The organism is Virgibacillus sp. 6R (genome assembly GCF_001895305.1).
GTDB classification, from domain to species: Bacteria; Bacillota; Bacilli; order Bacillales; family Amphibacillaceae; genus Virgibacillus; species Virgibacillus pantothenticus.
In genome coordinates, this window is record NZ_CP017762.1 from 3,709,299 (window position 1) to 3,727,976 (window position 18,678).

General features: G+C 37.7%; 16 protein-coding genes. 14 read left to right on the forward strand and 2 right to left on the reverse strand.

From position 1 onward, the window contains the following. Positions 1–322 precede the first annotated feature (322 nt). The 7 genes from BKP57_RS16850 to BKP57_RS16880 all read left to right on the forward strand — a co-directional run bounded on the left by BKP57_RS16850 (position 323) and on the right by BKP57_RS16880 (position 7,700). Positions 323–2,434 (forward strand): BglG family transcription antiterminator, encoded by a 2,112-nt coding sequence (locus BKP57_RS16850; protein ID WP_050352094.1) that lies wholly within the window; start codon positions 323–325, stop codon positions 2,432–2,434. A 28-nt stretch (positions 2,435–2,462) separates the two neighbouring features. Then, positions 2,463–2,903: a PTS sugar transporter subunit IIA gene (locus BKP57_RS16855; protein ID WP_050352095.1), complete on the forward strand. Its 441-nt coding sequence runs from the start codon at positions 2,463–2,465 to the stop codon at positions 2,901–2,903. Positions 2,904–2,907: 4 nt separating this feature from the next. Beyond that, entirely contained in the window at positions 2,908–3,180 is a 273-nt protein-coding gene (locus BKP57_RS16860; protein ID WP_050352096.1) for a PTS sugar transporter subunit IIB, read from the forward strand. Positions 3,181–3,220: 40 nt separating this feature from the next. Next, on the forward strand, positions 3,221–4,516 hold the full coding sequence (locus tag BKP57_RS16865; protein WP_050352097.1) for a PTS ascorbate transporter subunit IIC: 1,296 nt from the start codon (positions 3,221–3,223) through the stop codon (positions 4,514–4,516). Between the two features lie 591 nt (positions 4,517–5,107). Next, positions 5,108–6,100 carry a phosphotriesterase family protein gene (locus BKP57_RS16870; protein ID WP_050352098.1) on the forward strand — a complete coding sequence of 331 codons (993 nt, stop codon included), beginning with the start codon at positions 5,108–5,110 and terminating at the stop codon, positions 6,098–6,100. Between the two features lie 53 nt (positions 6,101–6,153). Next, entirely contained in the window at positions 6,154–6,879 is a 726-nt protein-coding gene (locus tag BKP57_RS16875; protein WP_050352099.1) for a creatininase family protein, read from the forward strand. A 92-nt stretch (positions 6,880–6,971) separates the two neighbouring features. Then, on the forward strand, positions 6,972–7,700 hold the full coding sequence (locus BKP57_RS16880; protein WP_050352100.1) for an SIS domain-containing protein: 729 nt from the start codon (positions 6,972–6,974) through the stop codon (positions 7,698–7,700). 333 nt (positions 7,701–8,033) lie between these two features. Here BKP57_RS16880 and BKP57_RS16890 read toward each other — a convergent pair whose 3' ends face one another. Next, a complete protein-coding gene (locus BKP57_RS16890) occupies positions 8,034–8,855 on the reverse strand; it encodes a YitT family protein (RefSeq protein ID WP_050353483.1) in 822 nt (273 codons plus the stop codon). Positions 8,856–9,650: 795 nt separating this feature from the next. On the opposite strand from BKP57_RS16890, the gene BKP57_RS16895 reads away from it, so the two are divergent. The 7 genes from BKP57_RS16895 to BKP57_RS16925 are packed head-to-tail and all read left to right on the forward strand — an operon-like array spanning position 9,651 to position 16,562. Beyond that, on the forward strand, positions 9,651–10,484 hold the full coding sequence (locus BKP57_RS16895; protein ID WP_050352102.1) for a MurR/RpiR family transcriptional regulator: 834 nt from the start codon (positions 9,651–9,653) through the stop codon (positions 10,482–10,484). Between the two features lie 12 nt (positions 10,485–10,496). Next, the gene (locus tag BKP57_RS16900) at positions 10,497–11,234 is read left to right on the forward strand and encodes an MBL fold metallo-hydrolase (protein ID WP_128743436.1); all 738 of its coding nucleotides are present in this window, start codon (positions 10,497–10,499) and stop codon (positions 11,232–11,234) included. A gap of 16 nt (positions 11,235–11,250) precedes the next feature. Beyond that, positions 11,251–12,798, forward strand: a complete 1,548-nt coding sequence (locus BKP57_RS16905) for an ABC transporter substrate-binding protein (RefSeq protein WP_050352104.1) — start codon at positions 11,251–11,253, stop codon at positions 12,796–12,798. Positions 12,799–12,824: 26 nt separating this feature from the next. Further along, positions 12,825–13,769: an ABC transporter permease gene (locus BKP57_RS16910; RefSeq protein WP_232231207.1), complete on the forward strand. Its 945-nt coding sequence runs from the start codon at positions 12,825–12,827 to the stop codon at positions 13,767–13,769. A 55-nt stretch (positions 13,770–13,824) separates the two neighbouring features. Then, positions 13,825–14,583: an ABC transporter permease gene (locus BKP57_RS16915; RefSeq protein ID WP_128743543.1), complete on the forward strand. Its 759-nt coding sequence runs from the start codon at positions 13,825–13,827 to the stop codon at positions 14,581–14,583. Positions 14,584–14,595: 12 nt separating this feature from the next. Further along, on the forward strand, positions 14,596–15,576 hold the full coding sequence (locus BKP57_RS16920) for an ABC transporter ATP-binding protein (protein ID WP_050352105.1): 981 nt from the start codon (positions 14,596–14,598) through the stop codon (positions 15,574–15,576). Beyond that, positions 15,573–16,562, forward strand: a complete 990-nt coding sequence (locus BKP57_RS16925) for an ABC transporter ATP-binding protein (RefSeq protein WP_050352106.1) — start codon at positions 15,573–15,575, stop codon at positions 16,560–16,562. Before BKP57_RS16920 ends, BKP57_RS16925 begins: the two co-directional genes overlap by 4 nt. Before the next feature lie 225 nt (positions 16,563–16,787). Here BKP57_RS16925 and BKP57_RS16930 read toward each other — a convergent pair whose 3' ends face one another. Beyond that, the gene (locus tag BKP57_RS16930) at positions 16,788–17,990 is read right to left on the reverse strand and encodes an MFS transporter (RefSeq protein ID WP_050352107.1); all 1,203 of its coding nucleotides are present in this window, start codon (positions 17,988–17,990) and stop codon (positions 16,788–16,790) included. Between the last annotated feature and the right edge of the window lie 688 nt (positions 17,991–18,678).

Consider the following 18,678-nt stretch of genomic DNA (forward strand, 5'->3'; position numbering starts at 1 on the left):
TATTTCGTAAGCGGCCTTGAGGTCATACCATTACGGTACTAACGATCAGTAGGGGATGAATGAAAAACCCTACTATAGAAGTCTCACTTTATCTAATCATCCGTGAGAATTGAAAAAACCGGTGATGAAGGGTTCACTTTATTGCCTTCATGAGTCTTTTGGAACAGTTTGTGCAGATTTTTTTGCTTTTCGAGATTAATGCCTTGTCCGTCCAATTGTTGCACAAACTTCTGTGATGAATTTGGTCTTATGTGAATAAAGATGTTTGCTTATAATTAAATTAAGACATACTACTACTTCCTTAGATGGCAGGTGGAAAATCATGAATCAACGTAGTATGGCAATATTAAAAATGTTAGTCGAGCAAGACGGTTATCTTTCCAGTACGCAGCTTTCGAAAGCATTTCGTGTTTCGAGAAGATCGATTTACAATGACATAGGCAGGATTAATGACTGGCTTAAGGAGCAAGGCTTAGATAGTGTGAAACAAGTTAGGACAGAAGGTTTCTACTTGGATGAAAGTACAAAACAAACATTGAAAAAGACTTATGTACTTGTCCAAGATCATTATTATGAATATACAAAAGAAGAACGCAGAGCGTGGACTTTCTTGCATATCGCATGTAGTTCAAAGCCTTACTTTCTTGAAGATTTACAAAATTTTTTTCAAGTAAGCAGAAATACTGTACTGGAAGATATAAAAACGATAAAAAAAGAAATAGAGTTTGATCAATTAGAAATGTATGCCGATAGAAAGAAAGGGTACCATATACTAGGAAAAGAAATGGATGTTAGAAAAACAATTACCCAGTATCTTTCTATTGTCACGCCAACGGATAATTGGTACAGCTTGTTAGATCAGCCGCATGTAAATGGAGCAGATCTGCCACAAACGTATTCGATATTCGATGTGAAAGCACTTCATCACATCCATCATCTTCTGGCTGAATATGAGAAGCAATTTAATATTGAAATTATTGATGATGTGTTAAACAGTTTAGTACTTTGGTTTCATTGCTTTATTAAACGAATGGAGCAAGGAGCTACTGTACAAGTGGACCCCATCGAGAAGGAAATAATAGAAACAACGGAAATATATTTAGGAGTAAAAAGATTATGCCAGCATTTGTTTGCAAACATTACAAACGCAGTTGATAAAAAAGAAGAAAGCTACTACTTTGCTAAATATTTGCTTAGTGCCAAAGTGAATTATGATTTAACGCCATATAAAGAAAACAGTGTGATGCAATCATTGATTGATGTTGTGGAAAAAATGGTTACTGATTTTCAATTGTATGCTGCCGTAGAATTTGACGAACCGGAACAAATTATGGAAAACTTACTGTTGCACTTAAAGCCTGCTTATTATCGGATTAAATATGGAATAAAACTGGAGAATACGTTACGTGACTCTGTCAAACAAACGTATCCGGAAGTGTTTCATATTACAAAACAAGTGATGAAGCATTTTGAGGCACTTATTGAGCAAACAGTAGATGATAATGAGATTGCATTTATCGCTACTCATTTTGGCGGATGGCTTCGGAGAGAAGGAGTTATCCTTGAAGAAAAACCAAAGAAATTATTAATTGTTTGCACAAATGGTTTAGGAACATCTAAACTTCTAGAAAGCCAATTATTAACGCTTTTTTCCAATGTGAAAATTCATGGGGTTTCTTCGTTAAGAGAATATCAGCAAATGGATTTAGTTGTTGATTTCATCGTTTCTACGATTCCGCTGCCTGATCGAGGAGTACCTGTCTTTGTTGTTAGTCCTGTATTAAATAATGATGAGAAGGAGCAGTTGTTGAAAAATGTAAATAGCATGTTTGGTGTAGGTACTCGAAAAGAATACTCTGTCGACTCGTTGCTAGACATTGTTCAGCGGTATGCTTCTATTAAAGATGAGGAAGCTTTACGTAAAGAAATAAGAAGGTTTCTATATACTCCGCAACAAGCAATTAGCAGATCTAAGAAAGAGAATCTGCAACAGTTATTGCCCATGCATCGTGTTCAATTACAAGAAAGTATCTCTACATGGCAACAAGCGATTAGACTCGCTGCACAACCATTGCTGGATGAAGGATATATCAAGCGGGGGTATATAGATAAAATGCTGGAAGCAATTTACGAAAATGGTCCTTACATCGTTATTTCTGATCAATTTGCTTTGCCACATGCCGGCCCATCTGAGGATGTTTATCAAACAGGGCTTAGCATGCTTTGCTTGCAACAACCCGTTGATTTATTAGGGAAAGATGTTTCCATTATTGTTGTACTAGCCTCTGAAGACAATGAACAGCATTTAAAGGCGTTAGCACAATTAACGAAATTGTTTTCGGAAAAGAATAATAAGCATCTTGTGATGGAGGCAGATGACATTTCTATTATTTATGAATTAATTACAAAGTATTCGCAAAGCATATTAGCATAACAGATAGAAAGACAGGTGTTTGCATATTATGAAATTTTTAGAAGAAACTATAATACAGCTGAATGTAGAAGTAAATGATGCAGAGGAAGCGATAGATGCTGCTGGTCAATTACTCCTAAAAGATCAGTTGATTCAACCATCCTATATTGAAGCAATGAAACAGGCATATAAAAAAAACGGTCCTTATTTTGTTTTAGCTCCTCAAATCGCGATTCCGCATGCAAGACCGGAAGATGGGGTGAATGAAGCGGCTGTTTCGTTAGTGCAGCTAAAGGAACCGATATCGTTTGGGCATGCTATTAATGATCCAGTACGTCTAGTATTTGGTTTAGGTGCTGCTTCCAGCGCTGAGCATTTATCATTGCTGCGAAAATTAACGTCTTTACTAAATGACCCGCAGAATATTGAACAGTTATTACAAGCAACGACAATAGATGAAATTCAAAAAACAATTGGAATGGAGAGATAACAAAATGAAAATATTAACAGTATGTGGTTTAGGACAAGGTACAAGCTTAATTTTGAAAATGAACGTTGAGCAGGCGCTTGGGGACATGGGGATACGTGCGGATGTGGAACATACAGACGTATCGACTGCTTCCAGCATGAATGCCGATTATATCATTACAAGTAATGAACTAGCAGAAAGCTTACAAGGGCATAAAGCAAAAATTGTTATTGTGAACAACTATTTTGATATGGATGAAATTAACGAAGCTGTAAAAGCCAACATTGAAGCCTCTTAAAGCAAGAGGTTTCAATACAAAATAATAGGAGGAATGAGCAATGGATATTATTATTTGGATTGCCACAAACGTGTTTGGAGAAGCTGCTATTTTATTGGGTTTTATTGTTCTTTTAGGGTTAGTGCTCCAAAAAAAATCAGCCAGCCAAACGGTTAGCGGAACTTTTAAAGCTATTATCGGATTTTTAATTATTAGTGCGGGTTCTGGTGTAATTGTAAACGCATTAACCGTGTTCGAACCGCTTTGGAAAGAAGTCTTTAATTTATCTGCAGAGCCACTAGGTGAATTTATGGGTCAAGAAGGCTTTAATGCAAAATATGGCAGTGCAGTAACGTTGGCCATGACGTTAGGATTTGTCATTAACGTTATCTTAGCGCGATTTACCAAATTAAAGTATATTTATTTAACAGGTCATATGATGTTTTGGACAACCACGATATTTGCAGGTGTAGTTGTTCAAGCGGCTGGTGATATTTCCTTTTCAAAACTTGTTATATTCTTAAGTATATTTATGGGATTGTATTGGACAATTCAACCTGCTTTAACGCAACCATTTATGAGGAAAATTACTGGCAACGATAATATCGCACTAGGGCATACTTCTGCTTCAGTTGCTTTATTGGGTGCGTTAGCTGGTAAAGTACTTGGAAACAAAGATAATGATTCAGAAAAGATTAAATTACCAAAAGGATTAGAATTTTTAAGGGATTCGAACGTTATTACTGCACTTACGATGGGATTATTATTTTTAGTTGGTGCCATTATTATATCATTTAAAGATACCCCAGGAGCACAAGAATTAATTGCTGCAGCAGGAGATAAGAACTTTATTATCTATGCTATTATTCAGTCTTTCACATTTGCAGCTGGTATTGCCGTTGTTTTATTAGGGGTTCGGATGTTTATTGGAGAGATGGTCCCAGCATTTAAAGGGATTGCTACAAAAATTGTACCTGGAGCAAAGCCTGCTTTAGATAGTCCGATTGTTTTCCCTTATGCACCGAATGCCGTTATTCTAGGGTTTTTAGGAGCTTTTGTAGGTGCTTTAATCTGGCTCGTCGTATTAGGTAATACAGTTGGTTATGTATTCGTTCCAACCATGATCGTATTATTCTTCCATGCAGCAACAGCAGGTGTATTTGGAAATGCTACCGGGGGAGTTCGTGGTGCACTAATGGCAGGATTCATTACTTCAACCGTTGTAGCTTGGGGACAATTTATCATGGTAAAAATGCTTCTTTCGGATACGATTCCTGATACAGCTATGTGGGCAGCGGATTCGGATATGTTCTTATTAGGTCCAATTATTCGTTTCTTATCCCAGCTATTCTTTTAATTAAGAGGGATTATGATTTATAAATATAGAGGAACAGGCTTCTGTTCCTCCTTCCTTTTGAAAGGTGTTTTTATAAGATAAGAAAGCATAAATGAGGTGCCTGGGGATAACAAAATAACCGAATAGCTATGTCCGGCGCAAGCCCAGCAACGATGCGACTTTAGAAATGCGCCCTACGATAAGGTCTCATCGGTTCGTCGCTAAGAAATAGGCCGACTAAAAACGGGCTTGTCTCCAGACGTTGGCATACCCCAGTTTTAGTGGCAGGATTCCTTTATCTTTAGTTGATTCGTTCCATTCGCTATGTTGCTAAACGGGCGCCCCGCACCTTAATTCTTGGAATTCCTGTAATTTTAAAATTCACCATTTTAGCTTTTAAACTTCTTAAAGCTTTATCCCGAATGTAGATTACCGTAAGACTCCAACTTTTAAGAGTTGTAGGTGTTACAAAGAAGCCTAAGAGCGAACTAACGGTAGCTAAATTCTTTAGGGGATTTAGTAGAGAATGGAAGAGGAACTCCTGCTGATTAAAGTTTAACCATGCATGTAATTTAATTAAAGTCCATTTTTAACTAGAGGAGCTGATTGATAATGAGCTTTATCCGTACATTTCATGGCGATATTGATCCAAAAACACTAGGCTTCACATATTCCCATGAACATATTGTTTGTCGCCCCCCATATTGGGTGGAACAGGAAGTAGATGATCTTTTGCTTGATGATAAAGAGAAGTCTAAGCAAGATGTGTTAGATTTTAAACGACTTGGTGGCGAAGCGATTGTCGATGCTACAGCCATTGATTATGGCAGAGATGTAAAAGCGGTAAAAGAAATTGCCGAAGAAACAGGTATTACCATTGTTGGAACAGCTGGATTTAATAAAAGCTTTTTATGGGCAGCAAACATTCCTAACCATTTAAAGCCAGTCATCGGTGATTATGCCACTTTTTATGAATGGATCGAGGCGAAAAGTATTAATGAATTAGCGGATTTCGTTATTCGTGAAGTAGAAGAAGGACTGGAAGGAACGAATATTCCAGGAGGTCAGGTGAAATTTGGAACCGGATATAATCGAATTACACCCTTAGAAGAAAAAACAATTCGTGCTGTAGCTAGAGCTCATCACGAAACAAAAGCCCCCGTCCATTCCCATACGGAAGCCGGGACAATGGCACTAGAACAGATTGAAATTTTAAAGTCTGAGAATGTGTCATTAGAATACGTTAGCTTTGGGCATATGGATCGAAATCCCGACCCTTTTTACCACGAACAAGTAGCCAAAACTGGAGCACTATTGTCATTTGATGGAATATCTAAAATAAAATATGCACCCGAAAGTACACGTATTCATTGCATTTTAGAATTAGTTAAGAAAGGTTACGGAAAGCAAATTCTAGTCAGTGGTGATACTGCTAGAAAAACATATTATAAGCATTATGATTACGGTTTAGGCTTGGAAAATATATTAGGGAAATGGGTGCCACGCTTTATCAATGAAGCAGATCAAGCAGGCTTTGCTGGAGAAGAATTAGTAAAGGATTTCTTTGTAAACAATCCCGCCAAGTGTTTTACATTTAAACTGTAACAGGTTAGTTTTGATGGTGAGAGTTTTTAACAATGTGATAGAAGGTGTGTATGATGGAATTTCAATATGAAAATTCATATGAAGTAAAAGAAAAGATTACATCCTCAAGTATTGCGATTTTACCAGTAGGAGCAGTAGAAGCGCATGGTCCTCATTTGCCTTTGGGTACTGATAATTTACTTGCAGAGCGCGTAGCCCAAAGAGTGGCAGACAAAGTAGAGGCTTTTGTTTTACCTACCTTGCCATATGGTCAAGTATGGAGCTTACGTCATTTTCCTGGAAGTATTAATGTTTCGAATGAATCGCTTATTTCTATTATAGTAGATATTGGTGAAAGCTTATACAGGCAAGGCTTTCGGACATTTGCTATGGTGAACGGGCATTTGGGAAACCAGCCAGCATTAAAAGACGCCGCACGGGTGTTATTTACATCTTGCCCTAATATGAAGGTTTTTTACTTCTTTTATCCAGGTATGAATCAGGCAGCAAAGGAAGTCCGAGAGACAGATTCTGCACATGCCACTTACTTTCATGCTTGTGAAATTGAAACATCTTATATGCTTTATTTAGCACCGGAATTCGTAGATATGAGTAAAGCGATTAAAGACATTCCTCAGATCCCAGAAGATGCCGATGTTACCCCGACACCATGGGAAGTGTTTACAGAGTCCGCAGTGCTAGGCGATGCGACATTGGCAACGATGGAAAAAGGGCAATATATTATTGATATTGCGATTAGTAATATGGTGCATATGTTAACGAATAAGGAAGCAAAGTAGTACGGTAAAAACGAAATCTTCTAATTTATCTAAGGAAAAATAATTTGCTGTGCTGGACAACTTTGCTGGTATGAAATAGGAGGAAGACCGTTTTGATTCAAGCATATTTTGAAAAAATTCAAGAACTATTAACAATTGTAGAAAAAAAGGAAACGGACGTAATGGAAAAAGCAGCCAAAAAAGTGGCTGAAGCAATTCAAGCAGACGGAGTAATTCATTTATTTGGCTGTGGACATTCACATATTTTAACGGAAGAAGTTTATTATCGTGCTGGTGGACTTGTTCCGATTCATCCTATCCTTCACGAACCATTAATGCTTCACGAGGGTGCAGTTCGTTCTTCTACGTTAGAAAGAAAAAATGATTATGCTAAAAATTTTATTACAGAACAGGGAATTGAAGCTGGCGATGTTGTGTTTGTCATTTCAACTTCAGGACGAAATCCAGTACCGGTCGATGTAGCAAATTTTGCAAAACAGCAAGGGGCTTACGTTGTCGGAATTACTTCCATTGCATATTCATCTAGTCAGCCATCTCGTCACACTAGTGGCAAGCACTTATTTGACGCAGTCGATATAGTGATTGATAACCATGCACCAGTGGGGGATGCGCTATTATCCCATGAAAAAGTAAAAGTACCTTTCTCACCAAGCTCAACTGTCATTGGTGCAGCAATATTAAATGCTGTGTTTGCGAAATCGATTGAAAATATGGCAGAGCAAGGCTTTGTGCCACCTATATTCTTAAGTGGTAATATAGAAGGTTCAGATGAGCATAATCAACAATTGGTAGAAAAATATAGCAAACGAGTAAAATTATAGAGTAAACGCTCACTACAATCTAAAGTAGTGAGCGTTTTAAGCAATTTACAGCAACTTTTTTCCATAAATAAGGTGCTGTGCCTTCTACTTCAGGCAACAAGTATAAGTGGCAGGTAACAGCACCTAAATGCCTTATTTCGTAAGCGGCCTTTAGGTACCCTTTGGCTACGTGAGGGATGAACCCCCCACTGAATTGAAGAGTCACTTTATAGAAGATCCATGGCATGCGTGACCTCCCGAAAAGGACGCTCAAATAATCGTGTGACATGCTCGAACTCCCGAGAAGGACGTTCAAATAATCATGCGCGTACCCATACGCAAACTCTCAAACAGCTAACGCCCTTTATATCCTCTCCGATTTATTTCCTGTACGCTATGAACTGTTATGTAAGCATCTTTATCCACTTTTTCAATGATCCGTTTTAAATGGACAATTTCTTGTTTGTTTATCACAATGTAAAGTATTTCTTTATTGGCTTTAGTATAACCGCCTTTTCCTTCTAAAACAGTAATACCACGCGACATATTGTTGGTTACTTTTTCTAAAACCTCATCCGGGTGACTAGAAATAATAAGGACAGCAGTACGTTCATTTGCCCCTTCTACAATAATATCAATAGCTTTGGCACCGACATAAACAGAGATTAGGGTATACATTGCTTTTTCCTGCCCAATGACAAATGCAGAAATCCCAATTACAGCAATATCTGTAAGTAGCATTCCTTTTCCGAAACTCCAGCCAATAAATTGATTAAGTAAACGAACAATAATGGCAGTTCCACCAGAGGTTCCGCCAGTTTTAAAAATTAGTCCTAACCCAATTCCGACAGTTAAACCAGCAAATAAGGCAGCTAATAGCGTATCTCCGTTTCCGGCTTTGCCAATGTTTTCTGTTATATGTAAAAAAAGGGAAGAAAAGACGATAGATATAATCGTATAAATCATGACACGTTTACTAAAATATCGGTAACCGATAGCTAGCAAAACAGCGTTAATAGCGAAGTTGACGATGCCGGTAGACCAGCCAAATAAATAGTAAGTGACAATCGATATACCAATGACACCGCCCTCTGACAGGTTGTTGGGGATCGCGAAGTAATTAATTCCAAACGCAAAAATAAAGGATCCAATAATAATCAAACTGCTCTCTTTCATCCATTTTCCCACTGTACGCACTCCTTTCCTAACTAAATTCTACCAGTCTTCATTTTAAATAAAAAGACTAAAGATTGGTTTAAACTCTTTTTCAAGGATAAGAGAAGCCACGTCAGTAACAACTTGCACACAGAAAAGCGTTCTTCTTTTTTCAAGGTCTATGAAAGAGATAATCATTGCCTTACTTCTTATAAAGGTGATGAAGGAAAAACTCCACGAAACGAAGCAATGATTCCTTTCCATCTTATTGCACACAATACAAATTTTATGTGTTATACTATTCGAAAAAGTTTCCAGGGATTTCGCGATAGGTTGGTTAGGTGGATGCAAAAAATCAAAAGTTTTTTAAATGGAGGGTGTTCAAGTAAGTTTTAATAACGTTCGTAAATATACATGTGAAGGGAATCACTCATTTCTTTCTTGTTTGTAGGAAACTCTACAAACAAGAAGCAGGACTGAAGTAGGGATAGATATATACGAATGAAGGAAGTAAATGTATCACGGTTTTTATCCCGTATATAAGGTGCTGTAAGATTCCCACCTAAGGAGTTGGATAAATCTGTACTGCAACCAGTCTAAAGGGGAGATAACAGCACCTAAATGCTCTATTATCGTAAGAGGCTTTTAGGTCATATACTTATGGTACTAGCAAGCTATGGGGGATGGATGAAAACCCCCGCTGATTGAAGATTCACTTTATGCTGTGTTTATGAAGTAAACGATTGAAAACGAAGATGATTTAGAACTTGAATTTCCGTTTCTATTTATTCCAATATTTTTAAGGAGCGACAATGAATGAAGAAGCTTATTCATGAAAAATATGACCAATTAAGTGAGGCACAACGGAAAGTTGCTCGTTATATGTTAAAAAACATGGAGGAAGTAGTTGTTTTATCAGCCCAGAAGATTGCTACCTTGTCTGATGTAAGTGAAGCAACTGTCCATCGTTTCGCTCAAACTTTAGGCTATTCCAGTTTTATAGAATTAAAACAAGCCATTCATGCAACCGTACGGAATAACCAACGAGCACTTAATAATTTGCTCACTACAACAGCTGAAAAACCAGACTCTTGGTTAGAAAAGCATTTTCTGCAGGAAGCAGATAATATTGCTTATACTAGTAAAACAGTGAAGGAAAGTGATATTCAGGCTGCGGCTGAAAAACTTTTACAAGCAAGGCATATATGGATTGCTGGTTGGAGGCTAGGCCTATCTATTACGACTTATATGCGATTTGTTTTTTCATATATGTTAGGTAACTCAACTTTAATCCCACAAGGAGAGGCTGCTGAATACAGCGCCCATTTTAAAAAAGCTGATGTTCTCATCGCAAGTGTATTTCCGCGTTATGACCGTAAAACACTACAAATTATTAAATTGGCAAAAGATAAAGAAGTACAGATCATTATTTTAACTGATTCATCATTATGCCCGGCTTGTAAATATGCAGATATCACTTTATTTGTAAGAACAAAATCAAAAGGATTTCTAGACTCTTATACAGCTGCGCTTTCCGTGTGCCAGGCAATTGTAAATGAAATATCTTATCTAGGAGGTGATCGCATTAAAGAAAATATTAAGCAAATTGAAGCATATTATCCAGCTTTTTTAGAGAAAAGCGAATCTTAATAGGAGGATGGAATGATGAAATTACATACGATTGGTTATTGGGGCGCTTATCCAAATGTAAACGAAGCAACATCGTGCTACCTTGTAGAAGACAATCAGACGAAAATATTACTAGATTGCGGCAGTGGTGCACTCTCTAAATTACAAAATGTGATTAAGTTAGAGGAATTAGATGCAGTATTTATTAGTCATACGCATACGGATCATATGGCGGATATTTACAGTTTGGAATATGCGATGCTCATTTTACATCAGCTTGGGAAAAGAAAAGAACCGTTGGATGTGTATGTGTACACAGATAACATTAGTGATTTATCATTTGAGTTTCCACATGTAATGCAAGTTCATCCGATTCATCTAGCTGAGTCTGTCAACATCGGATCGCTAAGTGTAACTTTTGCGGAAACTATACATGAAATTCCTTGTTGTGCGATGAAAATAAGTGATCCACATGGCAATGTACTTGTATATTCTGCTGATACAGGCTACTCAAAAAGGTTAATTGATTTTGCTGATAAAGCGGATACATTACTAATTGAGTGCAGCTTTTATGCTGAACAACAAGGGTTAACGAAAGGGCATTTAGCTAGCTATGAAGTAGCTGATATTGCTAGTAAAGCAGCTGTGAAGAATATAATCCTTACTCATTTTCCTCACTATGGGAATATTAACCAATTAAAAGAAGAAGTGAAATCAAAAACAGATCAATCCGTTTATCTTGCGAAAGAAGGACTTACCATCACTATATAAATGGGAGGGTTTTACTGTGAAAAAATTTGGAGGCAAAGCTTTTCTGTTATTGTTCTTTGTTTCTGTATTACTCGTAGCATGTTCAGATAAAGGTTCGAATGAAGCTGGTGAACAGGCAGCTAAGGCGAATAAAAATGAAGAAAAAATGGGTGGCACCGTTCGAATTGCAATGAGTACAGAGGTGGATAATTTAGATCCTTATCAATCAGCGGCAACCGATACGATGTCGATGATGGATAATGTGTATGATGGTCTATTAGATACGGATGAAGCTGGTGAATTAGTGCCTGCAATTGCAGAATCCTACGATATTTCCGAGGATGGTCTCGTATATACATTTAAATTAAAGGAAAATGTAACGTTTCATGACGGCTCTGAATTAACTGCTGAAGATGTGAAATATTCTTACGAAAAGCTAGCTGGTCTAAGTGGAGAAGAGCCAATTTCATCACAATATGAAGTAATTGAAAAAATTGAAGCCCCTTCCGATTTTGAAGTCGTCATTACATTAAAAGAAAAAAATTCTGCTTTTTTAGCAGCAAATATTCGTCCAATTTTGCCTGCGGATTATGATAACCATAGCGAAAAACCTATTGGTACAGGACCATTTAAATTTGCTGAATATAAAGTGGGACAAGAGTTACGCTTAGTGAAAAACGAAGACTATTATAATGATAAAAAAATACCAAACATGGATGAAGTACTGTTTAAGATCATGCCTGATCCCGAATCTGCTATTCTAGCGATGCAATCTGGTGAAATAGATGTTATTCCGGGGATTTCTTCACAGGGTAAGGAACAGCTTGGTGATACGATTGAGACTGTATCGGCTCCACAAAACATGGTGCAATTAATGGCATTAAACAACCAAGTAGAACCGTTAAATAATATCAATGTACGTAAAGCGATTAATTTAGCCATTGATAAAGATATGATCATTGATATGGTAGCTGAAGGAGACGGAGTGAAGCTAGGATCTAATTTTAGCCCTTCGATGCAAGTTTACTATCAGGAAGGTTTGGAAGATACGTATCAAACGAATATCGATGAGGCTAAGAAATTATTAGCAGAAGCGGGATATCCAGATGGATTCAATTTAGAATTAACTGTTCCATCTGATTACCAATTTCACGTTGATACAGCACAGGTCATTACAGAACAATTGGCTCAAGTAGGGATTCAAGTAGAAATTAAATTAATGGAGTTCAGTACATGGTTGGAAAAAGTTTATAATGACGCGCAATACGAAAGCACAATTATTGGCTTTACTGGAAAACTAGATCCATATGAAATCCTGCGTAGATATGTAAGTGATTATAATAATAACTTTGTTCAATATGAAAATGAAGCATATGACAAACTCATTCATGATGCGTTGTCGGCTACGGATGAAGCAGAAATGGCAGACATTTATAAACAGGCGCAAACGATGTTAGCAGAGGAGGCTGCTTCTGTATTTATTATGGATCCTTACCGAACGGTTGCCATGAAGAAGGGATTGCAAGGGTGGAAGATGTACCCAATTCAAAAATTCAATTTAGAAGACTTACATTACACAGAATAACCGGTCACGTAAAGGGGATATCTACTGTGAGGTATTATCTATACAAATTTTCCATGTTTGGCATAACGCTATTTATGGTTTCCCTGATCATTTTCTTTGTCTTTCAGCTGTTGCCAGGTAATCCAGCCCAAATCATCCTTGGGCTGGATGCTGATGAGCAACAAATTCGTCATTTGGAGCAAGAATTAGGACTGGACAAACCAGCAGTAGAAAGGTATATCGATTGGATAGCTGGTGTATTTCAAGGAGACTTAGGGGAATCGTTACGTTATCAATTACCTGTGAGTGAAGTGCTTGCTGATCGTATTCCTGTTACAACTTCTATTGCGATCTTAGCGATGGTACTCACGGTTGTTATTGGTATCCCATTAGGAATTCTAATTGCACGGACAGACGGAAAAATAATATCCGTGTTTCTATCAATGATCACGCAATTAGGTATTTCTATTCCTTCTTTCTGGTTTGGTTTTATGCTGATCTTATTGTTTTCCGTAACATTAAATTGGGTTACATCGTTTGAATACGTTGCCTGGTCGGATGATTTTTTTGGTGCACTCAGGTCCCATTTTTTACCATCACTATCGATTGCGATTTCAAATATTGCTATCGTTATTCGTTATTTAAGAAATACGATTTTAGATCAGAGGAAGATGGATTACGTACGAACAGCAACATGTAAAGGTCTATCCGAACGAGCAGTTTTATATGGGCATGTGCTAAGAAATGCATTTATTCCTGTAATCACGATCATTGGATTAATTACTGCTGATACACTTGGAGGAAGTATTATTATTGAAAATGTATTTGCGCTTCCCGGGTTAGGCAGCTTACTTATTCAATCAATTACGTCCAGAGATTTTCCACTGGTGCAATCTATGGTGCTCTATATTGCTGTTATCGTATTAGTGATCAATTTTATCGTCGATCTATTATATAAACTGATCGATCCAAGAATAAGGCAGAAGGGGTGATCAGGTGATTAAAAAACAACGACTCCCATTATATATTGGGGTAACCTTTGTAACAATGCTCTTTATCATGATGCTAATTAGCTTGCTTTATACACCATATGACCCCAATGCAATTGATCCAACGAATCGACTTGCTTCTCCATCACTGGCACACTTATTTGGAACGGACAATTTTGGCAGGGATATTTTTAGTCGTGTAATGGAAGGAGCAAAAACTGCATTTTTAATTGGAACGGCTGCAGTCACCATTGGTTTATTTTTTGGTTTTCTATTAGGTGCTTGTGCAGGTTACTTTGGTGGCTGGATAGATGAATTAACGATGCGCTTTATGGATGCGATGTTAGCTTTTCCAGGGATATTGTTAGCGATTATGCTGATTGCAGTATTTGAGCCCGGGATGAAGAATACGGTCATTGCACTAGGGATTATGAGCATACCAGCCTTTGCACGAATTATTCGTAGCAGTTTTATTCAATATAAATCCTATGATTTTGTTAAAGCTAGCATTGCAAAAGGTGGAGGTGCTGTTCATATTATGGTCAAACATATTCTTCCAAATGCCTTCTCCCCTATATTAGTTGCAGTCAGTTTAAGTTTTTCAGGTTCCATTTTGGCGGAATCTGGTTTAAGTTATTTAGGTTTGGGTGTGCAACCACCTGATCCGAGCTGGGGAAGAATGCTAAAGGAAGCGCAGCCTTATATTAGTTCCGCTCCATGGTATGTTATCATTGTTGGAATTGTGATTACGATATTGGTGTTAGGATTCAATTTATTAAGCGATGGGTTACGTGATGTCCATGATAAAAAGGCATAGGAGGGGAAAATAGTGACGGCACCTTTATTATCGGTTCAAGAGATCGATGTCGCCTTTCAGCTTCCTGCAGGTGAGTTTCCTGCTTTGGAAAACATTTCATTCCATGTATATCCGAATGAAGTGGTTGGAATTGTAGGCGAGTCCGGCTGTGGAAAAAGTTTAACGTCGCAAGCAATCATGGGGATACTCCCGAAAGCTGCCAGCATTAAACATGGAAACATCTCGTTTCAGGATTGTTCGCTGAACCATTTATCTTCTAGAGAATGGCAGGAGTTAAGAGGAAATGAGCTAACGATGATTTTTCAAGAACCAATGACTTCGCTTAATCCAGTGTTGACGATTGGCAGACAAATTGCAGAAGTATTAAAAAAGCATACATCGCTTTCGAAAATAGAAAGAAAGCAGCAAGTGATTAAAACGATGAAAGAGGTAGGTTTACCACGGGCTGAAGCATTATGGAAAGCTTATCCCCATCAACTTTCCGGTGGAATGCGCCAACGCGTCGCCATAGCTATGGCGCTAATTGGTCAGCCAAAGCTTATTATTGCGGATGAACCTACAACTGCTTTAGATGTAACCATCCAGTCACAAATATTAGATCTATTTCATACGATCAAGCAAAATCACAACACGTCATTATTATTTATTTCCCATGATTGGGGTGTCATACATGCGATTTGTGATCGCGTACTCGTCATGTATGCAGGACGAATCGTAGAACAAGGGGATGTAGAGAAACTTATCAGTGAACCGAAACATCCTTATACCCAAAGTCTTATTCAGTCCATCCCTGATGCAACAAAACGAGGACAACGATTATATACCATCCCCGGGACTGTCCCGCGCTTGCAAGAAAGGCAGGCAGGTTGTCCATTTTCAGATCGTTGCACATATAAAATAAAGCAGTGTGAAACATTATTCCCAGACACATATGAATTTGACGGACATACGGTTGCTTGCCATTTGTTTGCTAAAGAAGGTGACAGGAATTGACAAAACCACTTATAGAAGTAGAAAACGTTAAAAAATATTACAAGCAAACACGTAGGCAGTGGTGGGGTAAAGATACATTGATCAAGGCGGTTAACGGCATATCCTTTACTTTATATGAAGGGGAAACATTCGGATTAGTCGGAGAGAGTGGTAGCGGTAAGACGACCACCGGTCAACTGATCGTTCAATTATTGAAACAGACAGGAGGGAGGGTTCGCTTTAAAGGAAAGGATGTTTCCTCATTTTCAGCCAAACAATTAAAAGCTTGGCGCAAAGAAGTGCAAATCGTGTTTCAAGATCCCTATTCTTCGTTAAATCCGAAAAAAACGGTGCAATGGATATTGCATGAGCCGCTTGCGCTTCATAAGTTGGGAGATAAGGCATCTCGTTATAAAAAGATGGCTCAAACATTATCCGATGTTGGCTTAGATAAATCTTACTTGTCGCGCTACCCTCATGAGCTTAGTGGCGGACAGCGACAACGGGTAGCAATTGCAGCTGCAATCATTTTAGAACCACAATTTATCGTTATCGACGAGGGTGTTTCTGCGCTAGATGTTTCTGTGCAAGCTCAAATCTTAAATCTCCTGAAAGATTTACAACAACAATATCATTTAACGTATTTATTTATTTCCCATGATTTGAATGTGGTGCAATATTTTTGCGATCGGATTGCTGTTATGTACTTAGGAGAAATCGTTGAACTTGGAAAAACAGCGGAGATAGTAAAAACGCAACAGCATCCATATTCAGAAGCTCTGTTTTCTGCGATACCAACATTAGGAAATAGCTCCGCAGTAATGCAGATAGAAGGAGATATTCCAGATGCTTCACAGCTTCCTGAAGGATGCCCTTTCCAATCTAGATGTCCTTATGTCTATGAACTTTGCAAGCGAGAAAAGCCTGTTTTTCAGACAATTAACGATGGACATCTTGCAGCATGTCATCGAATACAACAACGAGAAGAGGAGGAAAGAGTACTTTGATAGTGTAGGTTGACCCGCAGGAAGTATAGATGATCAAAATTTGTATCACATGTACGCTGTCAAAATAATAGCATGTTCTTTTAGGAAGACATATGAAGCAAATTATCCGAAGATGATTTGTGCTTGTCTTTATACACAAACAAAAATTCTTATTCAGAAAATAAATGATGCCTTATATTGTTATACAGTTGAATAAAGGGATGGGTGAAAAAACAGGTGTCTGTATTAGCCTGTTTTTTCATGCTTTTTTCTTACGAGTTGAAAACGAAAATTAGAATGATAAAAATGAAATAATAAGATAACCCCTAAAATAATGAATGCATTTAGTAGGTAAAGGCTAGAAAAGCCAATATAAGAAATAATGGCTCCCCATATAAGCGAGCCAGTTGCCATTCCGCTATCATATAAGATAAAAAATGTACTCGTAGCATGCGAGCTTCTATTATTGGGTGCTGCTTGAATGGCCATCGTTTGAAAGCTTGGTAATAATGTGCCAAATCCTAAGCCAATCAAAGCTGCTGATAATAATAACATCCAAGATGAATCTGTGACGCTTAAAGCAAAAAGTCCAAGTGCAAAAATAAATAAGCACGGTATGATAACATACTTTGGACCTTTTAAGTCAAACGTCTTGCCAAGATAGGGGCGAGAGGCAATCATTACAACAGCGAAAACGACAAAGAAATAACCTGCCGTCGAAGCAAGTCCAAGTGAGTTACTATAAACGGATATAAAGGACATCACACTGGAATACGCTAAGGCAATAAGGCTACAAATTAATGCAATAGGTAGGGATCGTAATTCAAGAAAATCATGAACCGTCCACTTCATTTTTGCTATATCCTGTGATTTAGGCACTTGCTCATCAATTTGAATCATGGTCGCATTAACGATGGTCACAACCATTAATAGTCCTAATACAAGAAATAGTTGCTTGAAGCTGGTGTATTGTATGAAGGTCAAACCAATAAATGGCCCAACAACAACAGCGAGATTCATCGCCATAGCAAAGTAGCCAAGCCCTGCACCACGACGTGAAGAAGGAATAATATCTGCGGCAATTGCGCCAGTCGCTGTAGTTACAATACCAAACGCTAAACCATGCACAAAACGTACGATTAATAATAGGATAAAGCTGTCAACAAACACATAAAGAAAAGTAATTACCACAAACATCGTAACACTTAAGATCAGTCCTTGTTTTTTTCCTGTTTTTTGTAATAACAGGGCGGAAAATGGCCGCATGATAATGGCAGCAAGCAACATCGATGTTACAACGAGCCCACCCTCAGCTTCTGTCCCTCCCAATTCCTGGATAACAAAGATAGGCAGGGTCGTTAATAGTGTGTAAAAAGCGACAAAGATCAAAAACTGTGTCAGTGAAATACTAATAAAATCTTTCGTCCAGATTTTTGCTTCTTTACTCAAATGTTCATCTCTCCTGTTGAATAATATGGTGTACAAAGTATAATTTTTGGTTGAAGAAAATAGGCAGTAAATATGTTTCATATATACGAGAGGTGCTTTTACCACATGTAACTCTATAAGACTTCCTCTATTTCCATGCACAAAGGTTAACGCCAGAGGGGTAGTCAACTGCAAATGTCCGATTTTGTTCAGTTCCTTTAGGGAATATCCTGGAGGTACTAACAATCAGTGGAAGAAACCTACAATGATTGAAGTTTTATTATATCGGCGTTTCTCTTATCCTATAGATGCAGATTCATGGTTGTTTTTAGCTTTGCAACATGATAGGGATAAAATAGTAAACCGCTTCTTACCAATTAAATGAGAAGCGGTAACATAACATTCGATTATTTTCTTAACCAGAGGGGATTGACTCACTTGATCCATTCTATCGTTTTATCAATCATTTGTAAACATGTGGAACAATCAGTAAACAATAGTGGGGGGTAATTTTACCCCAAATAATTTCATCATGCTCATTCCTTGACAAGAAATTAAATAGGTCCAACGATGGATTTGCTAGAAGTAAGAATGGCAATAGAAGTACAAGCTGCTGATCTTGCAGCAATGAAAAAAGGAAGAAGTTGAACAATTAAGTACTAGTTGATATTTTGCGCGAAAAAATGACAAAAAAAGATTATAGTGTTGC

What these genes read in the sequence shown, in the direction of transcription:
- BKP57_RS16850 (WP_050352094.1), top strand. Translation starts at nt 323, where the DNA reads ATGAATCAACGTAGTATGGCAATATTAAAAATGTTAGTCGAGCAAGAC.
- BKP57_RS16855 (WP_050352095.1), top strand. Translation starts at nt 2,463, where the DNA reads ATGAAATTTTTAGAAGAAACTATAATACAGCTGAATGTAGAAGTAAAT.
- BKP57_RS16860 (WP_050352096.1), top strand. Translation starts at nt 2,908, where the DNA reads ATGAAAATATTAACAGTATGTGGTTTAGGACAAGGTACAAGCTTAATT.
- BKP57_RS16865 (WP_050352097.1), top strand. Translation starts at nt 3,221, where the DNA reads ATGGATATTATTATTTGGATTGCCACAAACGTGTTTGGAGAAGCTGCT.
- BKP57_RS16870 (WP_050352098.1), top strand. Translation starts at nt 5,108, where the DNA reads ATGAGCTTTATCCGTACATTTCATGGCGATATTGATCCAAAAACACTA.
- BKP57_RS16875 (WP_050352099.1), top strand. Translation starts at nt 6,154, where the DNA reads ATGGAATTTCAATATGAAAATTCATATGAAGTAAAAGAAAAGATTACA.
- BKP57_RS16890 (WP_050353483.1), bottom strand. Translation starts at nt 8,855, where the DNA reads ATGAAAGAGAGCAGTTTGATTATTATTGGATCCTTTATTTTTGCGTTT.
- BKP57_RS16895 (WP_050352102.1), top strand. Translation starts at nt 9,651, where the DNA reads ATGAAGAAGCTTATTCATGAAAAATATGACCAATTAAGTGAGGCACAA.
- BKP57_RS16900 (WP_128743436.1), top strand. Translation starts at nt 10,497, where the DNA reads ATGATGAAATTACATACGATTGGTTATTGGGGCGCTTATCCAAATGTA.
- BKP57_RS16915 (WP_128743543.1), top strand. Translation starts at nt 13,825, where the DNA reads ATGCTCTTTATCATGATGCTAATTAGCTTGCTTTATACACCATATGAC.